The sequence below is a fragment of the Caldivirga maquilingensis IC-167 genome, from assembly GCF_000018305.1.
GTDB classification, from domain to species: domain Archaea; phylum Thermoproteota; class Thermoprotei; order Thermoproteales; family Thermocladiaceae; genus Caldivirga; species Caldivirga maquilingensis.
The window spans coordinates 1,004,015-1,020,002 of the sequence record NC_009954.1; the positions used below are offsets into that span (position 1 = coordinate 1,004,015).

Annotated in this window: 15 protein-coding genes; 9 read left to right on the plus strand and 6 right to left on the minus strand. The window is 41.5% G+C overall.

Going from position 1 to position 15,988, the window contains the following annotated elements:
* The first annotated feature begins 13 nt into the window (after positions 1-13).
* Complete coding sequence (locus CMAQ_RS04880) at positions 14-925, plus strand: hypothetical protein (protein ID WP_012186007.1); 912 nt, start codon at positions 14-16, stop codon at positions 923-925.
* On the opposite strand, the gene CMAQ_RS04885 is transcribed toward CMAQ_RS04880, so the two are convergent.
* Positions 884-1,222 carry a hypothetical protein gene (locus CMAQ_RS04885; protein WP_012186008.1) on the minus strand — a complete coding sequence of 113 codons (339 nt, stop codon included), beginning with the start codon at positions 1,220-1,222 and terminating at the stop codon, positions 884-886. The two genes, CMAQ_RS04880 and CMAQ_RS04885, sit on opposite strands and share 42 nt — an antisense overlap.
* A gap of 258 nt (positions 1,223-1,480) precedes the next feature.
* On the opposite strand from CMAQ_RS04885, the gene CMAQ_RS04890 reads away from it, so the two are divergent.
* The gene (locus tag CMAQ_RS04890; RefSeq protein ID WP_012186009.1) at positions 1,481-2,365 is read left to right on the plus strand and encodes a geranylgeranylglycerol-phosphate geranylgeranyltransferase; all 885 of its coding nucleotides are present in this window, start codon (positions 1,481-1,483) and stop codon (positions 2,363-2,365) included.
* On the opposite strand, the gene CMAQ_RS04895 is transcribed toward CMAQ_RS04890, so the two are convergent.
* Positions 2,327-2,728: a helical membrane plugin domain-containing protein gene (locus CMAQ_RS04895; protein WP_232203815.1), complete on the minus strand. Its 402-nt coding sequence runs from the start codon at positions 2,726-2,728 to the stop codon at positions 2,327-2,329. The genes CMAQ_RS04890 and CMAQ_RS04895 overlap by 39 nt on opposite strands.
* Positions 2,729-2,806: 78 nt before the next feature.
* On the opposite strand from CMAQ_RS04895, the gene CMAQ_RS10385 reads away from it, so the two are divergent.
* Together CMAQ_RS10385 and CMAQ_RS04905 are read left to right on the plus strand one after the other, a co-directional pair.
* A complete protein-coding gene (locus CMAQ_RS10385; RefSeq protein ID WP_052290700.1) occupies positions 2,807-3,061 on the plus strand; it encodes a transposase in 255 nt (84 codons plus the stop codon).
* Between the two features lie 294 nt (positions 3,062-3,355).
* Positions 3,356-4,369: an AIR synthase family protein gene (locus CMAQ_RS04905; RefSeq protein ID WP_012186011.1), complete on the plus strand. Its 1,014-nt coding sequence runs from the start codon at positions 3,356-3,358 to the stop codon at positions 4,367-4,369.
* Between the two features lie 15 nt (positions 4,370-4,384).
* Here CMAQ_RS04905 and CMAQ_RS04910 read toward each other — a convergent pair whose 3' ends face one another.
* Positions 4,385-5,329 carry a ParA family protein gene (locus CMAQ_RS04910; RefSeq protein ID WP_012186012.1) on the minus strand — a complete coding sequence of 315 codons (945 nt, stop codon included), beginning with the start codon at positions 5,327-5,329 and terminating at the stop codon, positions 4,385-4,387.
* Positions 5,320-5,688 (minus strand): hypothetical protein, encoded by a 369-nt coding sequence (locus tag CMAQ_RS04915; RefSeq protein ID WP_012186013.1) that lies wholly within the window; start codon positions 5,686-5,688, stop codon positions 5,320-5,322. The genes CMAQ_RS04910 and CMAQ_RS04915 overlap by 10 nt, the downstream gene beginning before the upstream one ends.
* 519 nt (positions 5,689-6,207) lie before the next feature.
* Here CMAQ_RS04915 and CMAQ_RS04920 point away from each other — a divergent pair.
* From CMAQ_RS04920 to CMAQ_RS04940, 5 genes are all read left to right on the plus strand, one after another.
* Positions 6,208-8,130 carry a S16 family serine protease gene (locus CMAQ_RS04920; protein ID WP_012186014.1) on the plus strand — a complete coding sequence of 641 codons (1,923 nt, stop codon included), beginning with the start codon at positions 6,208-6,210 and terminating at the stop codon, positions 8,128-8,130.
* Positions 8,131-8,301: 171 nt separating this feature from the next.
* Positions 8,302-9,693 (plus strand): APC family permease, encoded by a 1,392-nt coding sequence (locus CMAQ_RS04925; RefSeq protein WP_012186015.1) that lies wholly within the window; start codon positions 8,302-8,304, stop codon positions 9,691-9,693.
* 59 nt (positions 9,694-9,752) lie between these two features.
* Positions 9,753-10,235 carry a hypothetical protein gene (locus CMAQ_RS04930; protein WP_012186016.1) on the plus strand — a complete coding sequence of 161 codons (483 nt, stop codon included), beginning with the start codon at positions 9,753-9,755 and terminating at the stop codon, positions 10,233-10,235.
* The gene (gene mvk / locus CMAQ_RS04935; protein ID WP_048062955.1) at positions 10,192-11,196 is read left to right on the plus strand and encodes a mevalonate kinase; all 1,005 of its coding nucleotides are present in this window, start codon (positions 10,192-10,194) and stop codon (positions 11,194-11,196) included. The genes CMAQ_RS04930 and mvk overlap by 44 nt, the downstream gene beginning before the upstream one ends.
* A gap of 72 nt (positions 11,197-11,268) precedes the next feature.
* Complete coding sequence (locus tag CMAQ_RS04940; RefSeq protein ID WP_012186018.1) at positions 11,269-13,281, plus strand: carboxypeptidase-like regulatory domain-containing protein; 2,013 nt, start codon at positions 11,269-11,271, stop codon at positions 13,279-13,281.
* A gap of 137 nt (positions 13,282-13,418) precedes the next feature.
* On the opposite strand, the gene CMAQ_RS04945 is transcribed toward CMAQ_RS04940, so the two are convergent.
* A complete protein-coding gene (locus tag CMAQ_RS04945) occupies positions 13,419-13,946 on the minus strand; it encodes a 50S ribosomal protein L16 (protein WP_012186019.1) in 528 nt (175 codons plus the stop codon).
* An 84-nt stretch (positions 13,947-14,030) separates the two neighbouring features.
* Positions 14,031-15,935: a glycoside hydrolase family 127 protein gene (locus CMAQ_RS04950; RefSeq protein ID WP_012186020.1), complete on the minus strand. Its 1,905-nt coding sequence runs from the start codon at positions 15,933-15,935 to the stop codon at positions 14,031-14,033.
* Positions 15,936-15,988: the final 53 nt, after the last annotated feature.

The window sequence follows — 15,988 nt, forward strand, 5'->3', positions numbered from 1 at the left end:
TTAAGCACCAGTAATGAGGGAGCTTAAGTTAAAGGTTAGGAGACTAGTGGAGAAGATGGTTATGGTTGATGATGTTCCTGAGGATGTTGTTAATGATGTCGTAAGTGAGTTGGGCTACTACGTGAAGAGTGGTTACTCTGATGAATTAGCTGAACGCCTAGTATTATCATATAGGGAGAGGATAATGAGTAGGCTTATGAGTAATATAAAACAGCACATGCCTGGAAGAGGAGGCATAGAGAAGGTTTTACCATTCCTGCTTAGGGAGTCCCTTGAGGAAATGGGCTTATCAGGCTACGTTTCACCAATGCTTTACGGGCAGCCGGTGGATTTAACGATAAGCATGGGTGCATTCCATGCACCGGTGATTATAATTGGGTATAAGGCAAGTAGAAAGGACTTGTACAGGATTAGTAGGCTTAGAAGCATGGGTATTAACCCAATGGTTGTGTCCCTTGATAATAACTTTAAGGATGCGGTTAAGTTTAAGGTTGATTACTTAAATGAACCAAAGTACTATAGGGTTATTATTGCTGGTGAATCGTTAAAGAGACTATTAGGTTCAGTAAGCCTAATCAGCGGTAGATCACTAAGACCCAGTAGGAGCATGGAGATTACTTACATGCTTTGGAGCGGGTTAAGGAGAATGGGTTACCTGGTTGTTCCAGGTAAGAGAATAAGTGACCTTGAGGTTTACGGCTTCGGCAGGTACTTAATTAGGATTCAGGGTAAACCCACAATGTGGGACCCATACTATAGGAAATTCAACACAGTGTTAATAATAACAGGTAGCAATGGGATTAGGGTGAAGGACTCAGTGATTATAATGGGTTTTAATTACCTTGAGAAGCTGGTTAATGAGTCAGGGCTAAGGATGAGTAGCCTAAGGAGGCTGGTATCCAGAGAAGGAGACCACATTGAATAATCTTAGAATACCCACATACCACTTCGCAATACCCCTAGCTACAACATCAACGTAATCCACGTTCACGTTCCCCAAGTAATTCCTCACAACCTGCTCAGCAACCTCACCATTAATCCTAGGCTTAACGTATTGAATAAGTGCATCAAGAAGCTCGGCGTAACTTCTCCTAGTCTCAGCATACTCCCTACCTATCTTAAAAACATCATCACTCGGTATTATTAAGTCAACATACTGCCTTAACCCCCTCTTCATTAACTCATTAATATACTCAACCACTATCGGGTCAGTGGGTTGCATTACTTAATGCGTGGAGTCGATGCTTATTAGTTTTATTAAAGCGTGATTTACGTCCGCATTACTAATGTTGCTGTTAAGTTAATTACAATACTGGGTATTCATAACTTACCATCAATCCCATTACAACACCCCTGCGGCCTCGCCTTTTCAGGGTGCGGATATTGAAGCGTAAATAAAATCTTAAAGGTGGGTGGCTTAGCGGTCTTACAGTTAATAGGTTGAACTAATGCTTAAATAATTAACCATAATGGACGCCGTGTGGCAAGTAAGGTAACCGGTGTCGTTAAGTTAGGTAGGATGGAGCACGGTTTATTAGCCGCAATAACCGTGGTGGCCTCCTATTACGTTTCCGGTGGACGTAATGGTTACGTGTCCTTAATATTGTTTGCATCAACATTCTTCGCTGAGGTATTCCTCTTCGTAACAAATGATATTCACAATATTAATGAGGATAGGATTAACAGGCCAAACGCACCCTTAGTGATGGGGGTGGTTACATTTAGGGAGGCCCTCTGGTTAGGGTTAGTATCCTTAGTACTATCCTTTATTCAAGTAATACCTGTAGTCATGGATTGGGCTAATTCACTCTCATTAATAGTACTGGCAACAGCATTAGTGCTTGGTTACCTGTATAATTCAAGGCTTAAGCGGGTAATGATTATTAACAATGTGGTGGTTGCGTTGGTTACATCATTAACATACCTTTACGGCTTAGCCTCAGTAAAGGTGATTAAGCCTCAGCCATCATTATTCATAACCCTACTCTTCCTAACCACAGTGGTTGCCACATTAGGTAGGGAAATAGTGAAGGGTTCACTTGATTATGAGGGGGACTTAAAGGTGGGTGTACGTACGATAGCTACTACGTATGGGAGGGATACCGCTAATAAGGCTGGTTCAATAGTGATGATGATTGCAGTCGCATTATCTATTCCATTAATAATCGTATCATCAGCTGTCCTAGGTAGGTTTAGCTCATTATTCATAATCTTCATAATCCTAACCGACTCCTTAATCCTAACCCTCTCAATAAGGGTAATTAAAGGTAATTTAAGGTTGTTCAGGGAATTAAGCCTACTGGCAATGGGATTAACCCTAATTGGTCTAATGCTTTGCTCTCTGCTTATCTTCATCTACACTTAGCTCTAATTCACTAGCCATAATTCTATGAGCTATTATATGGCAGGGCACATCAATATTGCATGATGCGCCATCACCCATATTCCTCACCTTCTCAGCTGCATCAAGGCACTTCCCCATACTCCTTAATAATTCAATGATTAACCCTAAGCCTTTCCTAACGTATGGATCATTTAACGCCCTTAATATATCTCCAAGTCCATTAATAGGCTTAATCTCATGCTTAACATTAGATGATACACCATATAACGAACACATAATGCATTGAGTAGCTTCCCTAAGCGTAACATTTAACTCCTCCTTACTCATCTGTTGTAGGGCACTAAGCACTGCTTGAGTAACATCATTTATATTGACATCACTCATAATAAGCATCTCAAAGCATTGTGTATAAACGTTTCTAGGTGGTTATTGCTTTAATATGAATTCATGATCTATGTATAAATGTTATGGCTAGTTTATAAGGGAGTAGGGATTAAGCAAGATTACTTCACCTCCAAGAGAGGATTACCGAGGTTCCATTCCCTTGTTGATATAGTTAAAATAATTAGCGTGTTCAATGCATACAATAAAGCTAGAGGGGAAACTAAGAGATTGTATGAGAAGTTGTACCGTAGGCTTCTTCACTTGTATAGGAATTCAGCTTCTCTCTTCATGAGGGCGCTATATGATGATGCTTCGATTGTAATTATTGGTTAATTAACCGTGAGCATGTGATAATGTGCCAAACATTTTAAAGTCTTATTGTTAAAGGCGCAGAATACGGTATGAAGATTATGAAGATTGTTAAATATTTTCACTATCCTAAATACTGCGCTTATCATGAGGTGGAAGTGAAGAGAAGGCTTAAGAGAGTAGTAACCTGTGGAAAAAAGACGTAGGCTTAATTCGGACCTTAACGGTGCACTCAGCATCATGAAGAAGACAATATGGGAAGTGATCACTAATGCTAAGACAGAATGTTTAATAGCCTTAACTTAAACTAAGCATCATATGGTTAAGTTCAGTAATGCTTTCATTGAAAGAGAGGTGTTTAAGATGTTAGGCGTGCGTGATAATAGTGTTACCTTAGGTCCAGGTATTGGTGAGGATGCCGCGGTTATTAGAATTAATAACTCATACATGGCTGTTCACACTGATCCAGTTACTGGTTCAAGTAACCTACTGGGTTGGTTGGCTGTGCATGTGGCTGCTAACGATATTGCAACAAGAGGTATTAGGCCTAGGTGGTTCCTAGTAACGCTGATACTTCCGGTTGATTACGGTGAGAATGATGTGGTTAATATAATGAGGCAGATTAATGATGCATTAATTGAAATTAACGCATCCCTAGTGGGTGGTCATACTGAGAAGTCTGATGCAGTAACTAGGCCTATTGCAGTAACAACAGCTATTGGTATTGGTAGTAGATTCATAAGAACAGGGGGCTTAAGGACTGGTGATGTTATTGTCATGACTAAGTACGCAGCCCTAGAGGCTACCGCAGTCTTAGTCAGTGACTTTAGAGGTAGATTAATGAACGTGTTAAGTGAGGGGGAGTTTAAGGAGGCTACCAGTCTCTATAGGATGGTGTCAGTGGTTAATGATGCCCTTGCTGCAGCTGAGTATGCTACATCAATGCATGATCCAACTGAGGGTGGTGTTTTACAGGGTTTACTTGAAATGGCGTATTCCTCAGGGAAACTAATAATTATTAATGAGGATAATATTCCAGTGCTGCCGGTAACAAGAAGGGTGCTTAATGCCTTTAACCTCAATCCATTAACAGTGCTCTCCTCAGGGTCATTATTAATAGGGGTTGGGGAAAATGATGCCGCTAAGTTAATTGGGAAATTAAGGGATATGGGGATTAATGCATCAATTATTGGTAAAGTTACTGATGGTGAACCAGGCGTTGTGGTTAAGGGTCGTAGTGGTGAGCAATTCTTCAGAGGTGACTTAACAATACCGGATGGGGTGATTGAAATGTGGTTAAGCGGTAATACTAGTGAAGGTTCTAAGGCCTAGGCTATGCTTACTGAGTCATTCTGTTTCAACTAATATGGAGCACTCTGGTTTAATATTTTCATTAAATTCATTTATTATTGATGATATTACGCATTTAGGCGTATATGATTCCACATCCTTAAGCCACTTCTCTGGGAATCTGGTTAATGAAGCCATGTAGGCTAAGGCTACATTAATTATCTTACCGGTTGATTTAAGGTCATTAACAGCCTTTACCACTTCACCAGGGGGCTTAGCGCCCCTTGCCTCCCTAGAACCTTTTGATAATACTTCTATGCCAGCCTCCCTAAGTGCCGCTGCCTCACTTCTTAACATGTCTTTATCGAAATTGAAGACGAATATTGGCTTAATCTCATTATTAATCTTCCTTGAAATTGTTTGAGTCATCCTAATAGTCCTCTTAATATCAGTTAAAGTAGGTCTCAGCGGTACGACTGCCTTATTAACCTTAGCTAAATCAGTCATAGCCAGCGCTATTGAGGTATATCTTTTATCAAAGAATGGGGCGGTATCTATAATTATGTAATTGAAGCGGCTTAATGCGCCTGATTTACTAAGAATAGTGAATAATGCATCACCCCTACCGTACTCACCCAGCCACAGTGTCACTAGGTTACTGAGGTCACCTTCATCATCTTCACCAGGTGGTAATACTTTCACATTCTGGAGTGTGTTTGCATCAATATTACCGTTAGGTGGATTTACGTAATCATCAATATCAATATTTTTGCCCTTATCATAATCCTTAAACATATGATATAGTGTCCTCCTAAGTTGATTAATCCTATCGTAATCATCCCCATATATTTTAAGCGATAAACCAGCAGTTGGATCCGTGTCAATTATGAGTATTTTCCCTGGATCTTCCCCATATTCAACGAGATAATGGGCTATTAATAGCGTTATGGTTGTCTTACCTACACCACCGGACGCTGACACTACAGGTATTATTACGGGCATATTTTCTCACTAAGGCCAAGTCTTTTATCTATTACTTCAATACAGAATGGTAAATTAAGTCTCCTGAATAATTCAACATAATTCTTAAATAACCTCGAGTACTTATCTAAGACATGTATTAACCATGTTTTATACCCTATGGTTAAGTATATTAATGCTTGCCCAATCCCATCGTATGGTTGCGCATCGTACTTAACCTCAAAGGCCTCATCATTAGCAACTACATCAATTAGGAACCTTAAACCATTAACCTCAATAGGTACCTCCCTCCTACCTCTAGTAAGTATAGCCAATTGACCTTTAATACAATCCTCATCCTCACAATACCTAATGTAATTGACCAAAGAACGTGCAGCCACTTAATTTTCACCATTACTTTATTTATAAATACTACGAGTAAGCATTAGGTTACATTATTACTTAATAGTGATATAAGTGTTCTTAATTATTGCAACATTATCGAGCTTTAGTGAGATTACTTAACTTTAATGCTGCTTCAAGCCTCATGGATTATGATGATTAGAGAATATTTTTCATGCGTTAAATATGTTAATAATGTGGATTATGTTAGAATCATTGTGAGTGACTTAGGCTCATACCAAGGATGGTATATTAAAGATGATGCGGCACTGCTAGTCCTCTTAATCTCCATGCAGTAATTAGGACTTAGTGATGAGGGGTATAGGGAATTATGTTAGGTGGAGAACCAGTTACAGAATGCTTCCACTAAGTTCTCACATTATTAAATAATTAATTGCATGTTAGTCGGCTTCACTAATAGGATATGGAAGAATGGCATTTATGAGTTTCCCGATGTATTTTAGTTTTTGAACGTATTTTGAAAAATATTTATATAGACTCTCCTTATTGACAACTTAATGAGGATTAGTAGGCTACTTCCAATATTGGCGTTAGCCATAGCGGTATCGGTGCTGGCTTATTCATGGAGCATTGGATCAATATCCACAAATAGTATAACTATCCATGCGTTAGCCGTCTCAGGTTCAAACCAGGGTGCTGTAATAAACATAACGATAACTGCGGTTAAGGGTTTACCAAGTTATCTAGGTGGTAATGTTTACGTATCCGCTATGCCATTACCCATAGGGGAGGGTGGTACCTTCATTTCATCAAGTCAAATAGCCGCCTTTGTGGCTACAACAATTGCTGGTCAATCGTTAACAAGCTACAACTTCCTTATTAACGTTAACTCCAGTACAATAGAGATAGGTGGTCCATCAGCCAGTGGTTACATGACCGTTGGCATGTACTCCCTCATAACTAACAGTAGCCTAAATCCAAGTGTGGTTATGACTGGTATGATTATGCCTGATGGAACAATAGGCCCAGTGGGTGGGATACCTGATAAGATTAGGGCTGCAGCCCAATTAGGTTACTCAACGGTACTGATACCCTACGGCCAGCAGAACTACGTATCCTCAAGTGGCCAGGTAATTAACCTTATAGAGTTAGGTAAGCAGCTTGGGGTTAATGTTATCCCAGTGGCCACGGTGTACCAGGCGATACAGTACTTCACAGGCCGTAGCTTTAACCTATCCCTTCAAGTAACACCCCAGGTGAGTGGTAATATTTCAGCCATTAGTGCCTACCTCTATAAGACGCTTTACGTTAATTATGGTAATGAATCAGCATTAGGTAGTCAGGCTGATTATGAGGCTGCAGTGAGCAATGCCAATAACGGCGACTACTATACTGCAGCAAGCTTACTCTACGATGCCCTAATAAACTACTACACTAACTTATTCAGGAACGCGACGTTGGCTTACGCTAAGGCTCTTGTGGCGAATGTAACTGCTCAATTGAATCAAATGACTAATGAAATTAATAGCATTCAACCCACTACAGCCAACTTGGACATAATGGTGGGAATCTATGATAGGATATACACTGCTCAATCATTGTTGAATACCACTATTAGTGATATTCAGGCTGATAATACAGCTAACATACCCGGTGATTTAGCTCAATTATACGTTAGGGTTATTACGCTGAAGTATTGGTTTAATGTGCTTAACGCCATTAATGGCGGTAACCCAATACCCATCTCTTATTTAAGTAAGTTAAGTGGATTATACACATCATACGCCTATACAACGGTAACTTACTTATACTCACTAGCCAGCGCTGAGGGGTTGACTACAAGCTTAGGGGTCATTAATACGATTAACCAGCTCATTAATCAAACTAATGAGGCACAGTCCTACTACCAGAATGGCCTTTACCTGGAGGCTTTAGCTGTGAGCCTTGATACAATAGCCTCAGCTAGCGCCATAATTCACACAATGTTCCTGATTGGGGGGAGTAATGCATCATTATACTTACTCAACGTTGTTAGGAACGTTGCAACGTATAATGAGGCCCTAGTATCCCAGTGTAATGGTTTACCAGTTCTATCCAGTGCCTATGTGCAATTCGGCAATTATTGGTTCAGTCAATATAATAGTAGTCTTGCTGGTAACCCATCGTCAACGTCAAGTCAAAGTTACTTTGAGGAGTCTTTATCGCTATACGAGGAGTCAATAGCGTATTCATTATTCCTGAGGCAACTTTACTATGAGTTAGGAGCATGCCCAATAGCCAGCTACACCATTAACTACACGGCACTTCAGTACGTGCCAGCACCAAGTGCTCCACATGTAACTCAAGGCCAATCCACGGGCGCATCATTTTCAATAATTAACCTGGCTGGAGTCAACGTAACGTACCTAGCCATTGGGGTAGTGTTAGTGGCAATGAGCATAGTGGTTCTAGTGCTTAAGGTTGTTAAAGTAAGTAGATAATAAATGTTACTTAATTATATCTAAAATTAGCAATATATATATTAATTAAATTTGTGGTATATTACATAAAAATATAATGTATAATAATTATGATGATTAATCAATTCAATAAGTATGCAGCTAATTAATGGGTAAGGTTTATAAAAGCATACATTACGTGGATTAACTAAGATGGTTACTACGGGAAGTTCAAGTAATGCTGATAAGCAGTATAGTAGCAGTAATGGACTGAGGAGGGTATTAGGCTTTAAGGAGTTATTCTTCGCGTCCCTGGGTGGGCAGTCCCCATTCCTAAGTATAACAACATACGGTACAGCTATAATACTCTACGCGGGTTTATTAGCACCATTAGCCGCATTAGTGGGTACATTAATTGTGTTGGTTAATGGTCTTGTGGTTTACCAGTTATCGCGACGATTAACGAAGACCGGTGGCTACTATGCGTATGCTAATCAATTCATAAGCCATAGAGTAGGTATTGAGACCGGGTTCATATACTTATTCTACTCAATACTCTATGGAAGCGCATATGCAATAGGTTCAGCAGGCATAATGTGGTTCTTATTCCACATAAACTTCATGTACACTTTAACAGCAATATTAATTATTCAAGCCGTGTTGGCTATATTAGGCATAAAGCCATCAGCCAAATACGCAGTATTCGCTGGTTCATTGGAGCTGGGTATATTAATAGTGATAGGCGTAGTGCTGCTCTACCTATCTGGCTTCAGGATAAGCTTAAGTTTAACCGCTAGCCAAGGTATTTCATTAACCCAATTCGGGTATGCTGCACTCTTCGCCGCAGCAATACCCACCGGGTACGGTACCATAACCCCCCTCTCTGGTGAAACTAGGATGGCCAGTAAGACTGTGCCCAAGGCCATTGTTGCAGTAATATTGACGGGTGGCTTGCTTGCAATGTTTGATCTTCTTGCCTTTAATTCAGCTGGGTTAGCTTTATTTGAATCCTATGGGCGTTTCGAATCCCTCATTAAGTCTATGATCGGTATGAGTACCTTTAACTCACCTATACTTTACCTTCTTCACAAGTACTTTGGCATATTCATTGATATACCGGTACTAGTGGCTCTTATTAATGATGGTGTATTAGGCGTATTGGCGTATAATCTAGCGTCATCAAGGGTACTCTTCGCAATGTCTATGGATGGATGGGCGCCTAAACCCTTAAGTTACATTAACGTGAACACTAATAACCCAATGTTAGCTGCATTAGTATCATCCATCGGGATAATTGCCGTTAGCCTAGCTACGGTAGACTTATTGTCACCATTAATGGCTTTCCTGGTTCTAGGAGGCTTATCAACCATGGCTGGGTTACTTGTTCACGTAATATCGGATGTATCTTTAATGAGACTTAGCATTAGGAGGATTAAGAAGTATACCAGTCAAATAATACTGGCGTCATCAGCCTTAATACTTGCCGCCTACTCAATAACATCAGCCTTAGTATCAACTAGACCCATGTTCGTGGAGTTGTTCCTAGGGTGGTTAATAATAGGCTTCATTTACGCTGAGGCATCATCAATAGCCAAGGGTAGGTAACCAGGCTCCTAATGTTAATGCCTAAAGCATTAATAAGCTAAACCCACTTTACTGAAACCGTGTCTAACGATTTAGGGGACATTAAGGGTTCAGTTAAGAGACTTAGGGAGAGGGTGTCCAGTGGAACATTCATTAAGGCTGTGGGTAAGGGTACTGTGAGGGATATAGAAACACTAATAGAGTACTATGAGTTAACTAAATCATGCGTAATGTTAACTCAGGATGAGGCCAAGAGCCTCTATAACTTATACGTTGCCAGTGAGGGAAGAATTAAGAAGCTTCTTGAGGGTTTCCTGGAAACCATGATTACCATTAAGTCAAGGGACTTCGCCGCAATATACCCATTCATGCCCAGTGACGTTAAGGAATTACTTAAGCCATTACTAAGCAGTAACACTGATGAGGGCATTAAGGAAGTGTTGGGTAATGTTTTAAGTAACCTTAATCTACTTGGCTCAGTGCTACTTAATATAGCTAAGAGGGAGCCAGGTGATGTTAATGGGTGCGTTAAAGGTAACTGCCACAGCACCGGGAGTTGTTAAACTGTTTGGGGAGCATGCTGTTGTTTATGGGAGGCCGGCAATAGCCATGGCCATAAACAAGGGCATTAAGGTTACTGTGGAGGAGGGTGGGGGTGATTCATTAACAATCCTTGCAAAGGACCTCGCAGTTAAGGGGGTTGCCATAAGGGTTACTGGTAATTCAATTGAAGGTAGTGTGATTGATGATAGTCAATTAAGTAGGCTAGCCTCATATGCCTTAACAGCGTTAAGGATTATGACGGAGAAGTATGGTGGTGACTTAAGGGGTATTAGAGTGATTATTGAGAGTCAACTACCCATTGGGGCTGGTTTAGCAACATCAGCTGCAGTATCAGTGGCGGCTGCGGCTGCTTACGCAAGGTTAATTAACGTTAAATTAAGTAAAGAGGATATCGCCAAGATTGGGCATTCAGTGGAGTTAACTGTTCAAGGGGCGGCAAGCCCCATGGATACTGCAACATCAAGCATGGGTGGTGTAATGTATATTAAACCTGGGGTTGAATTAAGGAAACTAAGTACCTCACTTAAAATGCCGTTGGTGGTTGGTTACGTTGAAAGAGAATTAACCACAGGTGAATTAGTTAAGAGGGTTAAGGCGCTTTACAATAAACACCCCAGGGTTGTTGAAGGTATAATAGATTCCATAGGGGCTATTGTGGATGAGGCGGTTACAGCCTTAAGCGGGGGTGATTACGTAGCCTTAGGTGAATTAATGAACATTAATCAAGGTTTACTTGAGGCATTGGGTGTATCCAATCATAGGTTATCTAACATAATATACATGGCCAGGAAGGCTGGTGCCCTTGGAGCCAAGTTAAGCGGTGGAGGTGGTGGTGGAGCAATGATAGCTTTAGCACCTGGAGTTGAGGATAAGGTTGCTGTGGCCGTTGAGTTAGCTGGTGGTGAGGTGATTCTAATTGATGTTAATTATGAGGGTGTACACGTTGAGGATTATAGTTGATTTAACTGTATTTTTATAGTAAACGGTTATTTTATCTGATTATCTTATAAATATGGTTATTTGATAACTCATATGTCATTTAGAGGGAAGTTACTTGGAGTAGTGGCGATAGTGATAGCGGGTTTAATACTATACGGTACGGCTATTTACCTAGCCACTGCAACCCAGCAGGCAACCCCGACTCAAAACCAAGCAGTATCAATCACCCTACCCTACTATGCTGAGGTTCAGTACATTGATGTGATTAACCAGACTGTTCAATTATCAATACCTGCAGGAGGCACCTACACGGTCACTGCACCATTACCCCCGGGTCCAGGCTATAGTTTAGAGTACCTTGAGGTTTACTTCCCCACACCTCTTCCATCAATAGGTGTTTCAGGTAATATACTGAAGAGTGTTAATGAGTACGGCTTCATAACCTCAGTTTACTCACCATCAGGCTCAATAGTATTGGTTAATTCAGGTCAGAACACTGTTAACGGTACAATAGTTGTTTCATCAGTCTTCGTTAAAACAATCTACGTACCCTTAACTAACCAGTCATCAATAAACATAACTGCACCGGACTACACCTACCAGTACGTTACTGACCAGTACGTGGAGTTAACAATACCAAATAACGCGCCCTTCAGTGTGAAGGATGTTGTGCTACCCAACGGTAGTGCCTTCAGTCAATTAGTTGAGAAGTGGAGTGGTAATGTTACTGCTATTCAATTAGACTACAAGCATATTAAGCTTGATATGGCTTACTTACCCTCAGGTAACTATAGTGTTGAATTACTTCAAGGCTCACAGTACGAGATGCCCTTCGCAATGCTGGTTAAGGGTACTCAATTCTACAACACCACTGTTGATGCCCATAGTCAAGTCATAATAACCACTAATAATTTCGGAATACCCTCAGGCTGGTCAATAATGGGTTACGTGGTAACGGTCTACACGGTTCAGCCACTGGTGGTTGGTGAAACAGGTGGTACATTCATTGTGGAGGCTAATAGGGTTTCACCAGTATACACGCTGAGTCAGCTTATTGTGGTTCATGGTGTTAGCTACATACTACCACCCTTCATAAGATTCATGCCAATCATTGGGATTTACGTAATATACGATACTCAATTCAAGGTAGTTAACCCACTGAACGTGCCAGTCATTGTTGAATACATGCCGATAATCTATAAGCCTGTTGGTCAATGGAGTAATGGTAACCTGCAGGTTCAGGTTTACCAGAGTGATGTGGCTCAAGGTATGTGGACGTCACTAGTTGTTCAACTACCTGAGACCGCAACAATAACCAGTATAGTTACCCCAAGCGGCACCACTTACAGTGGTTACACCTCATCAGAGTTGCCGTGGGGTAGTGAGTTCAGGTTGATATCAATATCACCGGATGGTCATGAAGCTTACATTGCAGTAAGCACACTGGGTGTATCTCAGCCAGGCCTCTACACGGTTAACGTGCATTGGGATCCATTAATAGTTAGTGTTCATAACACCTATGGTTCACCAGTGAGTGCTGTGGTTGCTGCGTCACAGAATGGGCAGGTTTACGGCACCTTCAACACTAATGCAAGCGGCATAGCTCTAGTGAGTGTAAGCAACCCGTACCCGGTTTCATTATCAATATACTATGAGGGTGTTGATGCATATAACATTGGAGTCACGACACTAATTAAGAGGCCAATAGATGTGACTCTAGGAGTCTACAATGTAACAGCCATAGTTGTCGGTTTCTTCAACCAGGCAATTAGTAAGGCTAACGTAACCATGTATAGGATTGGTACTGGGCCGGTTTACTCACAGTTAACTGGGCCAAACGGTGCCACTCAATTAAACGGAGTCTTAACAGGTGTCTACCAGTTAACCGCCTCATATGGTCATGCCAAGTACAGTAAATTCCTAACTGTTGATTCTGATGAGGTGGCTTTAATTAAGACCAATATATTAACCATAATAAATGGCTTCCCAATAACGACCGGTGATGCAATAATTGGGGCCGTTGGTATACCTGCCATTGCTGGGGTTGCATACGCAATTAAGAGTCTAGTGGATAGGAGGAGGCCTTATCACGTTGAGACCACGTAAGTGAGTTAAAAACACACTCATTAAAATTAAATAATCAATATCTAAATCCTCATTATCCATGAGCAGGGATACTTTTTTTAACCCAATACGTGCTTAGTTAGGATTAGTGATGAAGCAGCTCGATTATGAGTGGTGAATTAGCCTTTGATTACTGACTTCCTCGTTAACTCAATCCTACAGGGTAACGGTAACTTAGCCCTAGCCCTATTCAACGCCTCCTTAGCGTGGGTAATATTCCTATCCTCAACCTCAACAATCATTAAAACCTCCCCAGGCTCAATCTGAATAGCCCTACCAGTGGGTACACCGAAGGCAAGCCTCATACCTTCCTGTAAACGGTCGGCACCAGCCATAGCTAACATCTTATTCTCCCTAATAACATGGTGGGGGTACTTAATTATCTTCAGGTAGAAGTTTTGATCCGTTAGGACTTTAGATAAGTACTTATAGGCCATCTGCCTAGCAGCCTCAAGGGCATTAACCCTAATTTGACCACCCTCAAGAACCCTAAGCACTGCAACTGAAGTAAACCTCTCCCTGTCCTTAGCCTTAGTGGCCCCCATCTCAAACCTAGGTATCTGGACGTAGGGGGCGCCGTGAATATACTTCAGCCTAGTGTACGGTCTCTTGATCCTTTTATAACACCTAGCAGGCCTTAATGGCATAAGCAACCACTGCCCAGTACCCCTTTAAAACTATACTCAATAATCCCAGTAATCCAATAACATAACTGTAATATCCTTTAATTTTCAACCACCATAGTAATCGATTAATGGTACCCAAACAGTCATGGGCCCTGGGTCTCTATTGGCCCATGCGTAATACGGTATAGCCCTAAACTTAATGGACCTTAAACTAAGCCTAATGTCATTAAGTGACTTATACAATTCACCTTGACTTCTCAACTCATAGGCCTCACCCTCAATCACAACTACACCATTAAGCAAATTCTCAACGTACTTAGCCTCAAGACGGCAGGTGCGTTTAAGGACAATATCCCATACATCAACACCCGGGTTATCAACTTGCTCAAGGCAATACACCAATGGGCCCCTCTTAATAGCAACCCTAGCCGTATTAGCTAATACGTGTGGATGGGAGGCAATAAGCTCAATGGACATAGGTATCCTTAGGATAACTTCATCCCCACTCCTCCAAGTCCTCTTAACCCCTAAGTACGTTGATGGCTTTAATTCAACACCTTGCTCGACACCATTGATAAGTAACTTACCTCCACGGCTCCAGCCAGGTATCCTTAAGTATATTGTGAATTCATCCTCCTTACTTGGGTTAACGGTAACCTTAACTTCCCCATCCCATGGGTAATCTGTATTAACCTTAAGCTCCACAATACCACCGTTAAGGTTAACCTTGGCCTCTGAAGCTATGTAGAGGTGAATCCATACACCGTCACTGGATGTTGAGTATATGTAGCCTGGTAGTGATGCGATTAGCCTTGCAATATTAGGTGGGCAGCATGCTACATCAAACCAAGGCTGCCTCCTATGCCAACCCCTGTTTGCCAATGGATTAACGTAGAAGTATGATTTACCATCCAGTGATATTCCTGCTAACGCAGCATTATATAGGGCTAACTCCATAATATCCGCGTACTTAGCATCACCAGTGGCCAGCAGCATCCTGTAATTCCACATTACATTAGCCACTGCGGCGCATGTTTCTGAGTAAGCCCTATCATTAGGTAACTCATATGGTTCACCTATTGCCTCACCCTCATGCCTAGAACCAACACCACCGGTAACGTACATTCTAGTGCCTGTTAAGTCAACCCAAAGGTTACTTAAAGCCTCCCACAGTGCCTTATCCCCAGTCTCCATGACGACGTCGGTTGCACCAGACATGAGGTATAGGAACCTAACCGCATGAACACCAGTTGGTACTTCACGTAAATCCTTAAGCGGTTTATGGTCTATGAAGTACTCATCACCTGCATCCCATGACCCAGGCATTCTAAAATTCCTCAAAACACCCCTCCCCCTACTCTCTATCTGAAAAACAGCCTCCTCCAGGAACCTCTTATCCCCCGACTCCCTGTATAACTCAACCATGGCCATTTCGACCTCTGGATGACCATCAACCGCCAATAGGCCACTGGGGTTAATGACATCAACAATGTGGTTGCCTAATCTCAACGCCACATTATACAACCTTACACATACGCCACTCCTCCTACAGGCAACTGCCGCTTGAATTAAGTGACCTGCGCAGTATAGTTCATGGGATTGCCTAAGGTACCTATACCTCTCCCCTAACCTATGGTAGAAGTAGGTGTTAATGTAGCCGTCAGGCAATTGAGCCTCCGCAACAATATCAACGACATCATTAAGCACCTTAATTAATTGATCATTACGCCTATTAACCAAGGCCCATGCAGTGGCTTCAATCCACTTATAGACGTCAGAATCATTGAAGAGTATGCCCCTAAAACCACCCTTAACCCTGCCGGAAACTACCCTGAAATTATCAATCCGCCCAGTTTCCTCAAGAAGATTATACATTGTAGGTAATGTTACATTAACTAATTTATCCAACCTAGGTGACCAGAAGCCATCAGTGAGCTTAACATCACTCATCGAGACTGGTCTTAACTTGGCATAGGGGCTTCTAGAGGTATCAACAATAAAGACACCCATTATAATACATGTTACTTAAGGTATTAAAGTATTGTGGGTGGGTGTTTATTAGT